Raw genomic sequence first — 16,479 nt, 5'->3', positions numbered from 1 at the left:
TTTCGTGCACTGCTGCAGCATTTATTCATGTCTGGCGAGCCCGATGATCCAGGTTCTCCCGGCTACCGGCAATTGTATTTAATCAAGCGTCTCCTGCTCGCTGATCATTATGTGAAGCTGGAAGACCTCGCAGATGAGCTATATATAAGCAAGTCTACGGTGCAGAATGATTTCAAAGAGGTCAAACAAACCCTCCAAAGCTACGGAATCACCATTGGCAAACGGCCAAATTACGGAGTCAAACTGAAGGGTGATGAAGTTCAGCTTCGGTTTTGCTTGTCCGAGTTTATTGTAAGTCGTTCCGAAGAACACGGCGGAACACTTCATGCAGCGCTGCGCATCGTCACCCCACACGAAATGACGCTGATTTGCGGGATCGTTCTGGAACAAACTCAGAAATATGAAGTAACGCTCTCCGATATCGCGTTCAGCAATTTATCTATTCATATTGCAATCGCCTGCAAGCGTATTCGTGACGGAAACCAGGTAGCTATGCTCTCGACGGAAATAGGAGATCTGCGGGGCACCGACGAATTTCGGGCTGCCGAGCATATTGTCGGGCTGATCGAAAAGGAATTGCAGTTGTCTTTTCCCGAAGATGAAATCGCCTACATTGCCATGCATCTTGCCGGAAACAAGTGGTTTGTCGGAATTGAAGGACAACAAATAGAGGACATGGGACCCGAGAAGCTGCTGGACTGGAACATCTATGAATTGGGCAAGGAAATGCTCGCCGAGATCGACAGGGATTTGAATCTGAACATCAGCCGTGATATGGAACTGCTCATAGGCATCTGCCTTCATCTGAAGCCGGCGCTGAACCGGGTAAAGTACGGGATGAACATCCGAAACCCCATGCTGGGGCATGTCAAGAGCAACTACCCTCTGGCTTTTCAAGCGGGAGTCATTGGCACCAAGCTGATCGAGAGCAAGCTGAATATTGCGATCCCGGAAGCGGAGATGGGCTATCTCGCCATTCATATCGGGGCAGCCATCGAACGACAGCGTATGAACACCCGGCCAAAACGCTGTCTGGTCGTCTGCACTTCAGGAGTTGGAAGCGCCCGGCTACTCAAGTACAAACTGCAAAGCACTTTTGGCAGCTCGCTTGAGGTGGCGGGTACAACGGAATATTACAAGCTTCAGCAGGTTCCCCTCCATGACATTGATTTCGTGGTGAGCACCATTCCCATTCAGCTGCCATTATCGGTTCCAGTCGTGGTCGTGCAGACTCTTCTTGGGGGCAGCGATATGGAGAAAATTGAAAGTTTGCTGGCTGGTGAAGCCGAGTTTGATTTTCACTACATTCGGAAGGAACTCGTATTTCTGAGACAAAATTTTACCACCAAGGAAGAGGTCATCTCATTTCTGGGCCAAAAAATATATGCTGAAGGGCTGATCCGCTCTGCCGAAGGCTTTATTGGACTCGTTCTGGAACGAGAACAGGCTGCACCCACGGCTTACGGAAATTTGGTAGCCGTTCCTCACCCTATCATTCCGCAAAGCAATCAAACCGTATGGGCGGTCTGTACCCTTCAACAACCTATCGAGTGGGGCGACAAACCAGTGCAGTTCATCTGTCTACTCAGCATTGAAAAAAACGGTAAAGAGCCACCGTCTAAAATGTATAACCATCTCATGGAACTGGTCGACAATTCGGATATCGTCCAGCAGATGTTAAAATGCGAAACGTACGAGGAATTCTCCAGGATTATCGTTAAATATAAGCTGTATTGAACCAAGCTTTCGCAGTGCATCTAGCTGATATTCACAGAGCGGGTGCTGCTTGGAGCTTTTTAAAATGAAAGCGTAGTAGCAATGAATGAATTTCCGTTACTGGCGGAAAAGACTTGGGTTTAGATCTCGGCAGCAAACCTATACACTGAATCTGTAAGTTAAAGAGAAAAAAGCATGAGGTGAACGAGATGGAGGAGTATCAAGAAATCATTATGGGAATTATCACCAACTCAGGTGTTGCCAAGAGTAAAGCGATGGAAGCAATCGCTCTTGCTCAAAAGGGTAACACCCAGTTGGCGGCAGAGCGGCTTGAAGAAAGCAAAGCCGAGTTGGTTAAAGCTCATAAATCACAAACGAGACTGATTCAACAGGAAGCTGGCGGAACCGCCCACGAAGTCACACTGCTTATGGTACATGCTCAAGATCACCTTATGTCAGCCATCACAACTAAAGATCTGGCGGGACATATGATTGAGCTTTATAACAGATTGAATCGCTATGAAGATATCACAAATCACACTTCCAATGGAGGGAACAACGGATGAAACAAATTACACTCGTATGTGCTGCAGGAATGTCTACAAGTATGCTGGTACAGAAAATGCAAAAGGCGGCACAAGCACAAAACCTTGAGGTTGAAATCAGGGCTACTTCCGAAAGTTCGTTTAAAGAATATGCCGACAAGACAGATATACTGCTAATTGGACCACAGGTCGGCTACCTGCAGGATGATTTCAAGGCAAAATATGAACCTAAAGGCATTAAGGTAAGTGTTATCAATATAGTAGACTATGGAATGATGAACGGCGAAAAAGTGCTAGGAGACGCGCTTAAGCTGTAAAGCTCAGAGTCAGATGCTCATCACCAGACCGAACAAGAAGGTTGGTCAAATCGGGCAACGATATATGATATTCTGCATGGTGTTTCGCCAAATGAAAGCGTTCTCTAAGTTATTATATAGGTGGATGAAAGCCTATCGTAGGAGTTGAATAAATATGGCTAACCAACAAAAATTCTCTTATAAGCTTCAAAAAGTGGCGGGTACAATTCAGCAAAACCGTTACATGAGCGCAATTTCCAACGGGCTGATGTCCACCCTTCCTTTTCTGATTATCGGAGCATTTGCAACCCTCTTCTCTGCACTTGCTTGGGAGCCTTACCAGAATCTTATTGCACCCGTAAAGGCTATAATCGGGTTGGCATCGACAATGACCACTGGCATCATTGCACTGTATGCGGTTTTTTTTATCGCCTACAGACTGGCGCAAGCTTTTGACAAGGACCCCCTTGTGCCAGCGGCAACCGCTCTTCTCTCTTTTCTTATCGTTACACCGATCCAAACCTTTGATAAAGTTCGTGCCTTGCCACTTCAATGGCTCGGCGCGCAGGGATTGTTCGTTGCCATGATCGTCGGTTTGATTGCTGCACGGTTGTATATTTGGATTGTTGACCGCAATTGGACGATTAAAATGCCTGACGGGGTCCCGCCTACCGTTGTCAAAACCTTCTCAGGCTTGATCCCAGCTGTCTTAGTAGCCCTTGTGTTTGTTATCGTTGCTGGTTTGTTCATGCAGACCCCATTTGGTACAGTTCACGATTTTATCTACACTTATCTCCAAATACCACTGGAAGGATTGGGCGGATCACTCGGCGCTTTAATTATCGCGCTAATCATTATGCAGGCTTTGTGGATGTTCGGAATTCACGGTGCAATTGTTATACTCGCTATCGTTAAACCCATCTGGATGAGTCTGGATCTGGCCAACCTTGACGCTTTCCAGGCAGGCGCTCCACTTCCGAACACGATCGGTCTGGCCTTCTGGTCCATCTACTGCAACTATGCACCGATGCTTGGATTTGCTCTGCTATTGGTTTTCCTGGCCAAGAGCAAGCAGCTTCGCACGATCGGCAAGCTTGGTCTTCCGGGTACCTTTTTCTCCATTCACGAGCCGCTGATCTTCGGAATTCCAATGGTATTGAACCCGTTGCTAGCCATTCCGTTTATCGTTGCTCCCATCATTTGTGCGGTACTCGGCTATATTGCCACCAACATCGGCTTGTTGCCTGCACCCATCGGAATTTACCCGCCTTTCGGCACCCCTATCTTTGCTCTGGGCTTCATTGAGGGCAGTTGGAAACTAGCCGCCGCACAATTGGTACTCATTCCGATCAGTATGCTGATCTACTACCCGTTCTTTAGAGCGCTGGATAAGCAGGCTCTAAAAAAGGAACACGAAGCGCAGGAGCAACTGCACAAGCAAGCAAGTGAAGCTACAGCAAGTCCTGTTATTCTATAATAGAAAAAAAGCAGAAGCGGCGGACGGATACATGGTCGCCGCTTCTGCCATTACAATCGTTAGGAGAGGAAGCTTTTGATTCAACTGAGTATCGCTGAGAACAAACGATATTTCATGAATGAGGGGAACCCCTTTTTTTATTTGGCGGATACGGTTTGGAGCGCATTTACCAACATTACGCTGGAGGAATGGGCCTATTATCTGGATTACCGGAAAAGTCAGGGCTTCAATGTCTTGCAAATCAATTTGCTGCGCCAATGGGATGCAAGTGACAGCGATTTGAACTATGAGCCTTTTGCATATGCCGAGGATGGCAGCTACAATTTTTATATGCTGAACGAAGAATACTTCACCAGAGCCGAGACGATGATCGAAATGGCTGTGAACAGAGGCTTTGTTCCTGCACTGGTTCTACTATGGTGTAATTATATCCCGGATACCTGGGCTGCCAAGCTTCGTGAGGAGAAAAAAATGCCACTTGGGGCAGTGGAACCTTATGTACGTTACATTGCCGATCGGTTCTCCAAATTCTACCCTATTTATATTATAAGTGGTGACACTGATTTCCCTTCCGAGCGTGCCAACCAATATTACCGACTTGCTCTCCATACCATAAAACAGCACAGCCCGCAGTGTCTGACTACCCTGCATATTCAAGGAAGATTAGCGGCACTGCCAGAGGAATTTATTGATGATCCCCATTTGGATTTTTACATGTACCAGTCAGGACATAATTCACAATTTCAACCAACGGCGTATACACTCGCACTGGATTTCTGTAATAAGCCTGTCACCCGACCGGTGCTCAACTCGGAGCCCTGTTATGAACAAATGGGATACAGTCGAAAAGTCTATGGCCGCTTCAGCCGCGCCGATGTTCGTAAGGCAGCCTGGCAAAGTCTTCTGTCCGGGGCGTCTGCGGGCATAACCTATGGAGCTCACGGTATTTGGAGCTGGCATCGAAAAGGCAAAAGGTTCGGTGTAACTGGGGAGGGATTCGACAGTCCATATGATTGGCAGTCTGCACTTAAGTTTGAAGGGGCATGGGATTATGGATTGGTCAAATGGCTCTTCGGGATATATGAAATTACAGATATGCAGCCTTGGAACATAGTGCTGAAAAATACGGAAGAAATTCGTGCGGCTGTAAGCACCGATTACACCAAGGTCGCCATCTACGTTCCAATCAACACGGTGCTGAAGCTAAACGTGGATTTGAGTGAATACGACTTCACGGTCATTGACCTGGAGAATCGTCGTTTTGGCACAGCTTCAATCTCTGTGCAAGAGCAAATCACGATCATTGGGATGCATGATTTTGAAGCTGATGTCTTGCTGATTGGCATAAGAAAATAACCGTGATTACTTACCGCCTTTTTCATCATTTCAACTACTATGTACAACGTACAAACAGCCCCGCAATCGAGATTTCTCATCGGGACTGTTTGTCTTACTTCTTGTTATAAAAAGCAAGCACTCCATTGTGGTCAGGAAATATATCTCAATTTAATACGTTTGGAAGCTCTGTGAAGCGAAGATTTCACTGAATTTTCACTCTTATTTAAAATTCTAGCCGTTTCTTTTATGGAGTATCCTTGGACTACACGCAATTTAAGTACCGTCCTTTGCTCGGTATTACTTGCCATCAAAAGAATTCGATCGACCTCATCCTGAATTTCAAAATCGGGGGTATCCCAGTGATAGTAGACGTGCTCCTTACGTAAGAAATATTCCTCCATCTTTTTTCGCTTTCTTATTGTATCTATGGCTAAATTTTTAGCAATTCTCAAAAGATAAAATCGGATACGATCTTCGGGCAAATCAGGGGAAGCTCTTATAAACCGAATAAAGCATTCATGCAACAAATCTTCGGCATCCTGTTTGTTATGCACTATTCTCAAAAGATAGCCAAGGAGTTCTGATTTATGAGATAAATATAGATCTTCCAGATCTTTAATGTCCATATTATGGCTTATCCTTTCTGTTTCGATGGATTACGGTATTCCCCTTGACTTAAATACACTAGCTATTCTATAGTCTTAAATTCATATCCCTGCTTTTTTAAATATGTTATGATTTCAGGCAAGGCTTTAGCTGTTTCTTCCTTCCCGTAAGTGTCATGCATGAGTACCACTGCTTTTTCTCTAGTCCCAATGCTCTTCATAAATTCGTGTATTAATTCCTCGGCATTCTTAGAGGTACCTTCCGCATCTTTAGGCAACACATTCCAGTCAATCTGATGATAATCCTTATCATGTAAAATTTCATCTAACGCTTCCATACCTTTGGGATCCTTTCTCTGCCACGTCACATGGCCACCCGGAAATCGAATCACTCTTGTGGAAAAATCCTGTCCCAAAATTTGCTTTAAAATTTGATTTGTTTTTTCAATATCGCTCATAAAAATGCTCGAATTCACAGTCTGATTAGGATATAAATAACCATAATCATGTGAGTAGGTATGATTTCCGATAGCATGCCCTTCCTTAATTATTCTTTTGGTTAAATGTTTAGTACCTTCATTTTCTTCGACTGCTTTTCCGACCACAAAAAACGTCGCTTTTACATTTTGTTCTTTAAGAACATCTAAAATCTTAGGCGTCACGGTTACTGATGGCCCATCATCAAAAGATAAATAGACAACCTTTTTACCGTCTATCCCATCGGGCTTTTGACCTTGGATTTGCTGATTTAAGTAGTTTTCAACAAATGCAGCATCCTCAACACCCGAAACATTTTTTACAAGGAATTCGCTCCCTTTGGATTCGTTATTTAATTTGTCGGTTGATACGGATTCTATTTTTTCTGCATACTCAATCGTTTTTACTGGCTGTGGTTTACTACTGAAGATGTCAAAGAGTTTTATAATAACTAGAACAATACAAATGATAATTATAAACAGTAGTCTTCTTCTCTTCCTCTTCATTCGATGAGCTGTGGTTCTATTTTGCACATAGCTTTTTTCCATAGTATTTGTTCCTCCAAAATCTAGAAGCAGTTCACGTTTTATGTTGCGACCATGTGCCCATTCAATTATTCGTACCTCAATGCATCTATTGGCCTCAAACTTGCTGCTTTATAAGCCGGATATACTCCGAATAGGATGCCTGTGCCCGCAGAGCTAAGAAACGAATATATGATCGGCGAGATTGTAAATTCAATGGTCATATGCGCAGCCGCCTCAAGTATTTTGGAAGCTCCTATACCTGTAACAACTCCTATTGTGCCTCCTAACAGACCAAAAATGATCGCTTCAGACAGAAATTGAATCATAATATCTCTCGGCTTGGCACCAATGGCTTTCCGAATACCGATTTCTTTTGTACGCTCTATAACTGAGACCATCATAATATTCATAATTCCGATTCCCCCTACCACGAGGGATATCGCGGCTACCCCACCCAATAGGCTGGTCATAATACTATCTACACCAGAAGCTGCACCTGCTGCCTCTGATAGACTCATAATTTCAAATTGATCTGGTTCCGAAGGTTTTAGCTGGTGTGTCACACGCAAGCTTTCCAAGATGTCTAAGCGAGCCTGATCCATCAAGGCTGGTGACTTGGCAGACACGTCCAATCTGGTAATATTCTCCTCACCCAGACGGTTCATTATGGTTGTAGCAGGGATGTAAATTTGTTCATTACTACTGTAGCTTAAGTTCGTAACTGGCTGAGTATCCAATACTCCGACTACCTTGAAAGGGATCTGCTTAATTTGAAACGTCCGTCCCAATACATTTTGGCTATCTCCACCAAAAAGACGTTGAACCGCTTGGCTTTCAAGTATGGCGACATTCATGCGTTTGTCCATCTCATCGTTGGTAAATGTTCTACCCTCGGCAAAGGAAAACTTTTTGACCTTATAAAATGAAGCGGAAGTTCCTACAATAGTGGCGTTATAGTTATATCGCCCCCACGTAGCTTTTGAATTGCTCGTTATATTCGGCATTAATGCATCTATAGACTTCTTCTTTTCCAACGCCTCGACATCAGCCCAAGTAAATGATGGTGTGTGGTCATAATCTATTTCACCATCGACCATTGTCATAGCCGGCGCAACCATCAATACGTTATTTCCTAATTTATTAATTTCCGCCTTTATGCGGGCTGTAGATCCGTTTCCGATCGCCATAATGGCAATAACTGCTGCCACCCCGATAATAATACCGAGTATCGTTAAAAATGAGCGTAGCTTGTTAGTGATTAAGCTATTCATGGATACACGGATGGTTTCCATTACATTCATAGGCTTACCTTCCTTGATGAAATTCGTCTATTTGCAATAGGCTCATCTCGTTCAATATTACCATCCCGAAAGCTGATCAACCGTTTGGCATATTCAGCAATCTCCAGCTCATGCGTGACCAAGACGATGGTTTTTCCCAGCTCATTCAAGCCTTGAAATAATTCCATAATTTCGATACTCGTCTTCGTATCCAGTGCTCCCGTAGGCTCATCCGCCAGCAGAATAACAGGATTATTCACCAATGCCCGAGCAATGGAAACACGTTGCTGCTGACCACCAGATAGCTCGTTAGGCTTGTTGTACATCCGTTCTGCAAGGCCAACGCTGCGTAGTGCCTCTACGGCTCTTTCCCGACGCTCCTTGGCAGGTACACCTGCATACATCATAGGCAGCTCTACATTTGCTAATGCTGTAGTTCGGGGAAGTAGATAGAATTTCTGAAATACAAAACCCAGCTTCTGGTTTCTAATCTCCGAAAGCTCGTTCTCTCTAGCATCCAATATGGAGTACTCATCCAGGTAGTACTCTCCGGTATCGGGATGATCCAGGCAGCCAATGACATTCATCATGGTAGACTTGCCCGAACCAGAGGGCCCCATGATAGCAACAAACTCCCCTTCGCTAATAGATAAATTAACACTGCGCAGAGCCTGAATCTTCTGTCCGCCTACCTCATACATTTTTTTCAGTTCTTTAATTTCGATTACAGTTTTATGGGATTGAGTTTCACTCATTGTGCCTGCCCCCCATCAGGGTCTTGACCCTCTGGACTGCCATTCGAACCAGCACTACCACCCTGAGGTGGGATCACAATGGTCTCACCGTCCTTGACACCAGACTTGATTTCCGCCTGATCTGCTGTATAGACACCCAGTTTCACTGGTCTAAACTCATAATCCGCCGGATTCGCCGCGTTCTTCGCCACATATACTCCATCCACACCGCCTTCAGATCTCAGTGCAAACAACGGCACAGATAACGCATTTTTGTGTTCAGCTAACAGAAGGGATACATCCATATTCATCCCTGGTTGCAGCCTTATCTTTTGGCTATCCAAAGACAATTCGATTTTGTATGTAGTCACATTGGATTCGGTAACCGGCTCTGGAGAAACAAAGAGGACTTCGCCTTTAAATTGTTTGTCCGGAAATGAATTCGAGTGCATTGTCGCCTGAAGTCCAGTCTTCAATTTAGCAATATCACTTTCGTTAACCTTGGCAAGAACCTTCATAGCCCCTGTGTTTGAATTATTCATTACAATAAAAGGTGCAGTAGGACTGGTACCCACGTCGCCGTTGACCTTCAAAATGATCCCGTCCCACGGCGCCGTAACCTGTAATTTACTCAGGACACTTTTCTTCTGCTCTAATGCCGTTTCAGCCTGCAATAAAGAAGCCTGTGCGGATTGGATGTTGGAAGCTTCGGGCGGGGACTGTGCAGCCTTTAATTGTATTAAAGCTGTTTTATAGCCCATTACCGCCTCTTCGATCGCCTCAGTTTGCTTGGTCTGTGCCTTCTTGTACTGCAGCTCCACATTGCTCATATCCAATTTTGCCTTATCCAGATTTTGCTTGGCTGTTGCCAGGTCACTTTCTGCTGCCGCATCATTCTGAACCAGATAAGCCTGGTCATCATAATCCTTCTGAGCCTTATCCAAAGTCACCTTGGCCGACTCCTTTTGAGCAGCGGCTTCCTCTAATTCCATCGTGTTCTTGGCTGTTTTAATCGCCATCTGTGCCTTTAAGACATTAGCTTTCTGCAACTCTATATCATTCGTTTTGGGTCCGCGCTTGGCTTCCTCCAGTTTGGCTCTTGCAATCGCCACATTCGATTCGGCATCCTTGATTTGCAGCCTGGCATCCGAATCATCTAATCGTGCTAGAACCTGACCTGCTTTGACGCTATCTCCTGCTTTGACATTGACAGCGACGAGCTTGGCACCCTCGACATTTGTAAAATTAATGTTTACTTCCTTGGAAGCCTGAACGGTTCCAGTGACTTTAAGCGACTCGGTCATGTTTGTTTTCTGTACCTGTACGATCTGGTTTGCAGGACCCTCCACAGGCTTTTCCTTACTCCTGTTCATATAAACAGTACCGCCAATCCCCGCTATAATGATCAGGACAAAAATGCCTATAATTCTTTTCAGCCTTCTTTTCTTTCTTACTACCTGCAATGCATCTTTCTTTTCTATTTCTGACAATGTTATATCCCCTTCAAAAGTATTTTTTCTAAATCCTATACGCTCCACGGTTTGTTCAAAGCATGTTGCAGCAACGTCATTTGAACAATCAGCTCATCCATATTCCGTTCGATTTGCTTCACTTTTAATTGATTCGTAGCGACTTCCGTACCCGTAGCAAAACCACGTTCCTTTTTTTTACGAGAAATGTCCCATACTTTATTTACGTTCTGTAGATTACTTTGCATTTGCTCGTATTGTTCAACATTTTGCTGTAAGTTAAAGTACATACTCTTCAAGGTTTCTGCCAGTTGATCCTTGGTATTTTCCAGTCCGCCTTCTGCTGAATCTACATCAATCTGCTTAATTTCATAATCATCAGTTCCTGAGTTCCAGGTGTAATATTTAACCTCCATCTTGGCCAGCTTGACAGCTTCCTCCTGTCTCCACACCGAAGGACTCGCCGAGATTGCACGCGTCACCAACGTATCCAAATTCGTGTTGTCTATTTTGGGGTAAACAGGGCGATCAACCAGTTCATATACCGTACCTTGAGGTTGCCCCATTTGCGTATTTAATGAATCCATCGCTTTTCGTAATGCAGTCTTTGCAATGTCTACATTCTTTTGAGCCTCTATACGAGTCTGAATAATCGTACTTTGATCACCTGGAGAAATTTTTCCACGTTTGGCCTTCGCTTCAGCAGCCTTTTCCTCTAATAACGCGAGCGAAAGTGCATCCTCACTATTCTTCACTTTGTTATCAGCCAGAAGCACATCATAATAGTTTTTCATTGCAGCGTAGTCTGTCTGATCTTGGGCAAGTTCGATTTGCTTCTTGGATTCCAGATAAGAAACCGTCGATGAGGCATACCCCTTCCATGCTGAACTACTAGCCGCATCCTCTTCACCGTTGCCTGTCCCTGCTGGAATAAAATCGAGATTCTTACCTGCATTTTTTAGGTTAATCCGGTTACGATCTATCGCTTGCTGGGCCTCCTTCAAGCTAAAGCTATTAGACCGCGCCCATTGCTGGGCTTGGCTCAGTGTTAGTTTCACGCTTGCTTTGGTAACCTGCTGCTGCGCCTCCTCTGCTTGAACAAAGGACTCTGATAAAGAACTGGCCGACAAGGCGAGCAGCAATAAAATGAACATACGTTTTTTCATAGATATCCCCACTTTTTAAAAATTTTCATCAAATTCAATACTTAATTAACTCGTTGTTATGAGAATTACATGTTTTCTTTCGAACCATATTTGCTCTGTTACTTGCTCATCAAGGCTGTCACTCGATTGAGATCTTATTTTTATTCGCTGCAAAATTCCAGAAAGGAGGAACCCAATCCTACCCTTCTGCAACTTTTTCTACACGACCTACCGTTTCTTACAGTATCTTTAGATCCAATTGACGAAGATACAGGAAACGTACAATAAGAAAGGAAAGGAATTGGATTGCCCAGAAGCACAGCATAATCTGAATCAGCGTAAGATGAACGGGTAATCCATATATTCCAGACGGTTCTGACATCACTAAACAAAGCACTATTCCTATAGATGATACGACTAATGGCAGAAGAAACAGAAATGCAATTTGTCTGGAGGCAGCTTGTCTCATTTCCCTTGAGTTTAGTCCAATTTTCGATAAAGCTCGGTATATTTCCTCATCCCGCTGAAGATCTACATACAATCTGAAATACAGCAGGCTTACCGTGCTCGCCAACATAATAATGGCGATAAATCCACCAATAAATTCACTAATAACCAGATCCATTTCCGATGTCAAATAGTCTACGGCCCTAGAGTTAAGCACTCCTTTATTAACCTTGTTGGCCAACACAGAATACAACCATACCTCTTGTTGAGTTTCAGAAGTTTCTAAGGAAAGCTGGCCATTCTTCCATTTGGGCACAAAATAATAAATAGATTTATATGCCAACGGATCATTGAAATACCGATGTTCAATTAAATAGTCGTAAGTTCGATCAGAGACAACAAGTAAGCTTCCTAGTTCAGAGACGATATTTCCATCAAACTTCAGGTTATGATCTATTATCTTAGTATCCATAATCTGAAGATTCATCATATGAGATTTCCCTTGCTTGTAAGTTAGCTTTTTTTCAAAAAAGGTTTTCTTTTCTTCGAAAGACATCCCGTTTGGATCGAAAAGGAAAAAACCTTGATTCTCCCGAAGCGTAGGTACCTGTTTCAGCTTCTTAAACTTGGAAGCAAGTGCTTCGTAGTTGGATTGTTTCATCACTAGCGCGACCTGTTCCCGAAAGGGGAAGACTAACACTTCACCTTTCCCATAATCTACCCCAGCCGTATACAGATTTTGGTCAATCTCTTTTTCAAGCTCGTTAGAACTTACAACATCAGATGTAAATGCGAATGAATAAGACTGCTCCCTAAGAAATCTTTTTTGCTGCTGCATGGAGTCAAAGGTTGACGCTGCTCCTACACAGGAAATGATAGAAATGAGGGTAATCAATGAAAAAAGCCCGGCATTATTTCGCATTTTATATGTGATCTCAGATAACCATAACAAACGCGATCCGCTCCAAGACCATTTCCTGTTAGCTCTAAGCAATTGGATGAATAGTACACATGATTGATTATAAAATAAGTAAATACCCAGAGATCCCATTATAATTGTATATTTAAAGGTGTCTCCGACCGAATAGTGCAATATATAAAAAGAAAGGGTCCCTAAACGATACGGTGCCAGATAAATGTATGGTGAAAAATCAAGCTTCATTAAACATACAGCTGCTCCTATGAATACTATGGCAAGAATGGACAGACTCCAAAAAGCTTTAGGTTCATTGTTGAGCTGAGGAGCCTTGCTAAAAAGCTGCTGTAGTTTAAAACGTCGGATAAAGAAAACAGACACAAGTGAGATCAATATAAACAAAAACATAAAGCCGATTCCTGTAAAAGCCAGTGCCTTCCAGGGAAAATAAAATCTTAAATACATTCCTATGACATTGGAACCCATAAGCAGGAAAAACTTCGCTGAAACAAATCCTCCGATCATCCCGGTCACCAATGATAAAAAGCCTATAATTAGATTTTCAAAAGCTACCAAAAAACAAATTTGCCTATGACTTGCTCCTAAAATGGTGAGTATACCAAATTCTTTCTTACGTGCAGCAACAAAGATATTATTTGTGTATAATACGAAAAAAAAGGAAAATACAAAAATCAACAGATCCGCAACCTGTAATCCCTTTTTTACATTAGCTGCTGTGATTACATTCGAGACATCCGGGTGAAAAATAAATACCGCATATACAAAAAAAATCGTAATCATCAAGGAGCTGCTTAAATAATAAGGAACGTAAGCACGCGCATTGCGTTTGAGATTATTCCATGCTAACAGACGAAAGCTCATGTGCATGTCTACTTCCCCCCAAAAAGGAGAGCATATCTATGATTTCCTGAAAAAATATTTGCTGACTATGACTACGACGGATTTCATTATATAACTCACCATCTTTAATAAAAATTACCCGGTCGCAATAGCTAGCTTCCAAGGCGCCGTGTGTTACCAGCACAATTGTAGAATAGTCTACACGGTGAACAACGCTCAGCATTTCCATTACAATACGCGAAGACTTAGAATCGAGATTTCCAGTTGGTTCATCTGCAAGCAGGAGCGAAGGAGAGTGAATCATAGCTCTGCCTATGGCTGCCCGTTGCTTTTGTCCCCCTGACACCTCATATGGTCGTTTGTTCAAAACATCTGTAATTTCCAGTTTTTTCGCTACCTCTTCCAGTTTGTGCTCCATTTCCTTTAGACCTTTTTTATGCAGCATCAGAGGAAACAGTATGTTCTCTCCCAAAGTGAGGGTTTCCAACAAATTATAATCTTGAAATACAAGCCCCAGTTCTTTGCGGCGAAATAAAGCCAGCTTATCCTTCTTGAGCAGATGGGGATTTTCCCCCTTAATGCTAACCTCGCCAGAAGTCGGCATATCAATAGTCGAAATCATATTTAATAATGTTGTCTTCCCACTACCAGACGGACCCATAATACCGACAAACTCACCTTGTCGAATCGTTAACTGGATATTGTTGAGAGCTCGATGTGGAACCTTACCATAGTATATTTTGGTGACTTGATCCATTCGTACAATCTCCATCATTCATTCCTTTCTTTTTCCTATGTCATGATCATAATCCATCTAGACGAATGAAGCGATCGATTAACATTACAGAAACCTTAAATGTGTTGTAAGGTTCTCATTTGTGAATTGGAAATAAGATCACAACCGTCGTTCCTTCACCAACCGTCGACTTCAGTTGAATATCATGATTCAGCCTTTTGCAGATTTCTGACACCAAATAAAGCCCCATCCCGGTGGATTCACTATACTTCCGTCCGTTTTCACCTGTGTAATAAGCTTCAAATACCCGCTCTATATCTTTTTTAGGGATACCAATCCCTTCATCTTGTACTTTTAGCATAATTCCATGATCTCTTACATCAGATATTAATTTCAGACTGTGGGCATGACCTGAAGAGTACTTTACCGCATTAATCACCAATTGATTAATAATAAATCTTAGCCATTTGGCATCGGTAATTACACTCAACTGCTCGTCCACTCCATTGGAAGGATAAATTTCGTTGCGAATCAATAATCTTTTGTTATCATAAATCACTTCACTAACCAGGTTTCGTAATACAACAGGCTCCACATGAAAGTCAGGTTCAAAGGACTCCAGTCGCGACATATACAAAATCATGTCCAGCCCTTTGCCCATTCGATCAATCTCATCGTGAATCTGATCAGATTCATGATCTATTTTTCCTTTGAGGATTAAATGGATAACAGAAAGAGGAGTTTTCATCTGGTGAACCCACTGGTTAATAAACGTAATATGATCGCGTTGCTGATGCTCTAACTGATGGATTCGGGACTGATACAATTGATAATATTGTAAAAGCAAATGTTGTAATGAAGAGGCAAGCGGATTAAGTACCTTCATCTGAATGATTTCATCTAGATCTCTAATGTTTGCAGTGGATAATAATCGATATAAACCAGAATATATGACGTACCGGAACAACAAATAGATTAGCAATAGGGAGATTCCAAAAAATACGGAATAAAGAGCCGTTGACAGTTCATGATAACCATCCATCCAATAAATGCTTAACACAAGAAAAAGCTGAATGATATTGAATATGATCATTGAGAAATGGTCACGCCAAAAAAGCTTCACTGTTCTTCCTCCTCAGTCAAGTGCAGCCGGTATCCAGCTCCTCTAACCGTTTCTATAATATCCTCCAACCCCAGTTCGCTCAGCTTTTTGCGGACACGCGTAACATAAACATTCAGTGTGTTTTCTCCTACATATTGGTAATCATCCCATAAAGCTTCTAAGAGATGAACTCTCCCTACAACCTGCTTAGGATATGTCATCAGTAGCTCCAGTAGCGCAGCTTCTTTATGGCTCATTTCTACCTGCTTGTCATGAAACACAAGCTCCATAATGTCAGGGTATAGAGTCAAGCCTGACACTGTTATGGAGCGTGATTTTTGGGCAACTGCATATAAACCATAGGCACGTCGCAGATTACTTTCTATTTTGGCTAACAGTACTTCGGGATGAAACGGTTTAGTAATGTAATCATCCGCCCCGTTCTGCAAAGCAATGACCTGATCCATCTTATCATCCCGCGCGGACACAAAAAGGATAGGACAAGTAGATTGGGTGCGAATTTGTCTACACCAATAAAATCCATCAAAACGAGGTAAATTCACATCAAGTATGACCAAATCAGGCTTTACTTCCTGAAAAGTACTCAATACCTGATCAAAATTTGAAACGACAACTCCCTGATAACCATACTTTTCAAGATAGGATTGGAGTAAAGAGCTAATTTGAGGGTCATCCTCTACGATTAATATTTTATGCATTGTGTTTTCTACCTTCTTAGTGCTTGAATTTTTAATAACATGATTTTCTCTATATAATGCCTTGATTTAATCGTCCAAGCAATAACAAC

15 protein-coding genes are annotated in these 16,479 nt (G+C 42.8%); 5 read left to right on the top strand and 10 right to left on the bottom strand.

Annotated features, from left to right (window positions below; genetic code table 11):
- From C400_RS0125365 to C400_RS0125345, 5 genes are all read left to right on the top strand, one after another.
- The coding region (locus C400_RS0125365) for a BglG family transcription antiterminator (protein WP_017428675.1) at positions 1–1,737 on the top strand (1,737 nt) is incomplete at its 5' end.
- A 188-nt stretch (positions 1,738–1,925) separates the two neighbouring features.
- Positions 1,926–2,282, top strand: a complete 357-nt coding sequence (locus tag C400_RS0125360) for a PTS lactose/cellobiose transporter subunit IIA (protein ID WP_016819955.1) — start codon at positions 1,926–1,928, stop codon at positions 2,280–2,282.
- The gene (locus tag C400_RS0125355; protein ID WP_017428674.1) at positions 2,279–2,578 is read left to right on the top strand and encodes a PTS sugar transporter subunit IIB; all 300 of its coding nucleotides are present in this window, start codon (positions 2,279–2,281) and stop codon (positions 2,576–2,578) included. The genes C400_RS0125360 and C400_RS0125355 overlap by 4 nt, the downstream gene beginning before the upstream one ends.
- A 154-nt stretch (positions 2,579–2,732) precedes the next feature.
- On the top strand, positions 2,733–4,034 hold the full coding sequence (locus C400_RS0125350; protein ID WP_017428673.1) for a PTS sugar transporter subunit IIC: 1,302 nt from the start codon (positions 2,733–2,735) through the stop codon (positions 4,032–4,034).
- Between the two features lie 75 nt (positions 4,035–4,109).
- The gene (locus tag C400_RS0125345) at positions 4,110–5,390 is read left to right on the top strand and encodes an apiosidase-like domain-containing protein (RefSeq protein WP_017428672.1); all 1,281 of its coding nucleotides are present in this window, start codon (positions 4,110–4,112) and stop codon (positions 5,388–5,390) included.
- A 131-nt stretch (positions 5,391–5,521) separates the two neighbouring features.
- Here C400_RS0125345 and C400_RS0125340 read toward each other — a convergent pair whose 3' ends face one another.
- The 10 genes from C400_RS0125340 to C400_RS0125295 form a co-directional block, all read right to left on the bottom strand.
- Positions 5,522–5,998 (bottom strand): RNA polymerase sigma factor, encoded by a 477-nt coding sequence (locus tag C400_RS0125340; protein WP_017428671.1) that lies wholly within the window; start codon positions 5,996–5,998, stop codon positions 5,522–5,524.
- A 62-nt stretch (positions 5,999–6,060) separates the two neighbouring features.
- Positions 6,061–7,002 (bottom strand): polysaccharide deacetylase family protein, encoded by a 942-nt coding sequence (locus C400_RS0125335; RefSeq protein ID WP_017428670.1) that lies wholly within the window; start codon positions 7,000–7,002, stop codon positions 6,061–6,063.
- A gap of 65 nt (positions 7,003–7,067) precedes the next feature.
- The gene (locus C400_RS0125330; RefSeq protein WP_017428669.1) at positions 7,068–8,282 is read right to left on the bottom strand and encodes an ABC transporter permease; all 1,215 of its coding nucleotides are present in this window, start codon (positions 8,280–8,282) and stop codon (positions 7,068–7,070) included.
- Entirely contained in the window at positions 8,279–9,016 is a 738-nt protein-coding gene (locus C400_RS0125325) for an ABC transporter ATP-binding protein (protein ID WP_017428668.1), read from the bottom strand. Before C400_RS0125325 ends, C400_RS0125330 begins: the two co-directional genes overlap by 4 nt.
- A complete protein-coding gene (locus C400_RS0125320; RefSeq protein ID WP_017428667.1) occupies positions 9,013–10,485 on the bottom strand; it encodes an efflux RND transporter periplasmic adaptor subunit in 1,473 nt (490 codons plus the stop codon). The genes C400_RS0125325 and C400_RS0125320 overlap by 4 nt, the downstream gene beginning before the upstream one ends.
- Positions 10,486–10,520: 35 nt before the next feature.
- A complete protein-coding gene (locus C400_RS0125315; protein WP_017428666.1) occupies positions 10,521–11,630 on the bottom strand; it encodes a TolC family protein in 1,110 nt (369 codons plus the stop codon).
- A 217-nt stretch (positions 11,631–11,847) separates the two neighbouring features.
- The gene (locus C400_RS0125310) at positions 11,848–13,860 is read right to left on the bottom strand and encodes an ABC transporter permease (RefSeq protein WP_017428665.1); all 2,013 of its coding nucleotides are present in this window, start codon (positions 13,858–13,860) and stop codon (positions 11,848–11,850) included.
- A complete protein-coding gene (locus tag C400_RS0125305) occupies positions 13,826–14,605 on the bottom strand; it encodes an ABC transporter ATP-binding protein (RefSeq protein WP_026065519.1) in 780 nt (259 codons plus the stop codon). The genes C400_RS0125310 and C400_RS0125305 overlap by 35 nt, the downstream gene beginning before the upstream one ends.
- 100 nt (positions 14,606–14,705) lie before the next feature.
- Entirely contained in the window at positions 14,706–15,692 is a 987-nt protein-coding gene (locus tag C400_RS0125300) for a sensor histidine kinase (RefSeq protein ID WP_017428663.1), read from the bottom strand.
- Entirely contained in the window at positions 15,689–16,390 is a 702-nt protein-coding gene (locus tag C400_RS0125295) for a response regulator transcription factor (RefSeq protein WP_017428662.1), read from the bottom strand. The genes C400_RS0125300 and C400_RS0125295 overlap by 4 nt, the downstream gene beginning before the upstream one ends.
- Between the last annotated feature and the right edge of the window lie 89 nt (positions 16,391–16,479).

The sequence above is a fragment of the Paenibacillus sp. ICGEB2008 genome, from assembly GCF_000307675.1.
GTDB lineage: Bacteria > Bacillota > Bacilli > Paenibacillales > Paenibacillaceae > Paenibacillus > Paenibacillus polymyxa.
The sequence above is the reverse complement of the archived record's forward strand: the minus strand, read 5'-3'. Positions and strand labels throughout refer to the sequence as shown.

Bases quoted from the DNA above. Each gene is read 5' to 3' on its own strand.
- C400_RS0125360 (WP_016819955.1), top strand. From the start codon at position 1,926: ATGGAGGAGTATCAAGAAATCATTATGGGAATTATCACCAACTCAGGT.
- C400_RS0125355 (WP_017428674.1), top strand. From the start codon at position 2,279: ATGAAACAAATTACACTCGTATGTGCTGCAGGAATGTCTACAAGTATG.
- C400_RS0125350 (WP_017428673.1), top strand. From the start codon at position 2,733: ATGGCTAACCAACAAAAATTCTCTTATAAGCTTCAAAAAGTGGCGGGT.
- C400_RS0125340 (WP_017428671.1), bottom strand. From the start codon at position 5,998: ATGGACATTAAAGATCTGGAAGATCTATATTTATCTCATAAATCAGAA.
- C400_RS0125335 (WP_017428670.1), bottom strand. From the start codon at position 7,002: ATGGAAAAAAGCTATGTGCAAAATAGAACCACAGCTCATCGAATGAAG.
- C400_RS0125330 (WP_017428669.1), bottom strand. From the start codon at position 8,282: ATGAATGTAATGGAAACCATCCGTGTATCCATGAATAGCTTAATCACT.
- C400_RS0125325 (WP_017428668.1), bottom strand. From the start codon at position 9,016: ATGAGTGAAACTCAATCCCATAAAACTGTAATCGAAATTAAAGAACTG.
- C400_RS0125315 (WP_017428666.1), bottom strand. From the start codon at position 11,630: ATGAAAAAACGTATGTTCATTTTATTGCTGCTCGCCTTGTCGGCCAGT.
- C400_RS0125310 (WP_017428665.1), bottom strand. From the start codon at position 13,860: ATGCACATGAGCTTTCGTCTGTTAGCATGGAATAATCTCAAACGCAAT.
- C400_RS0125305 (WP_026065519.1), bottom strand. From the start codon at position 14,605: ATGGAGATTGTACGAATGGATCAAGTCACCAAAATATACTATGGTAAG.
- C400_RS0125295 (WP_017428662.1), bottom strand. From the start codon at position 16,390: ATGCATAAAATATTAATCGTAGAGGATGACCCTCAAATTAGCTCTTTA.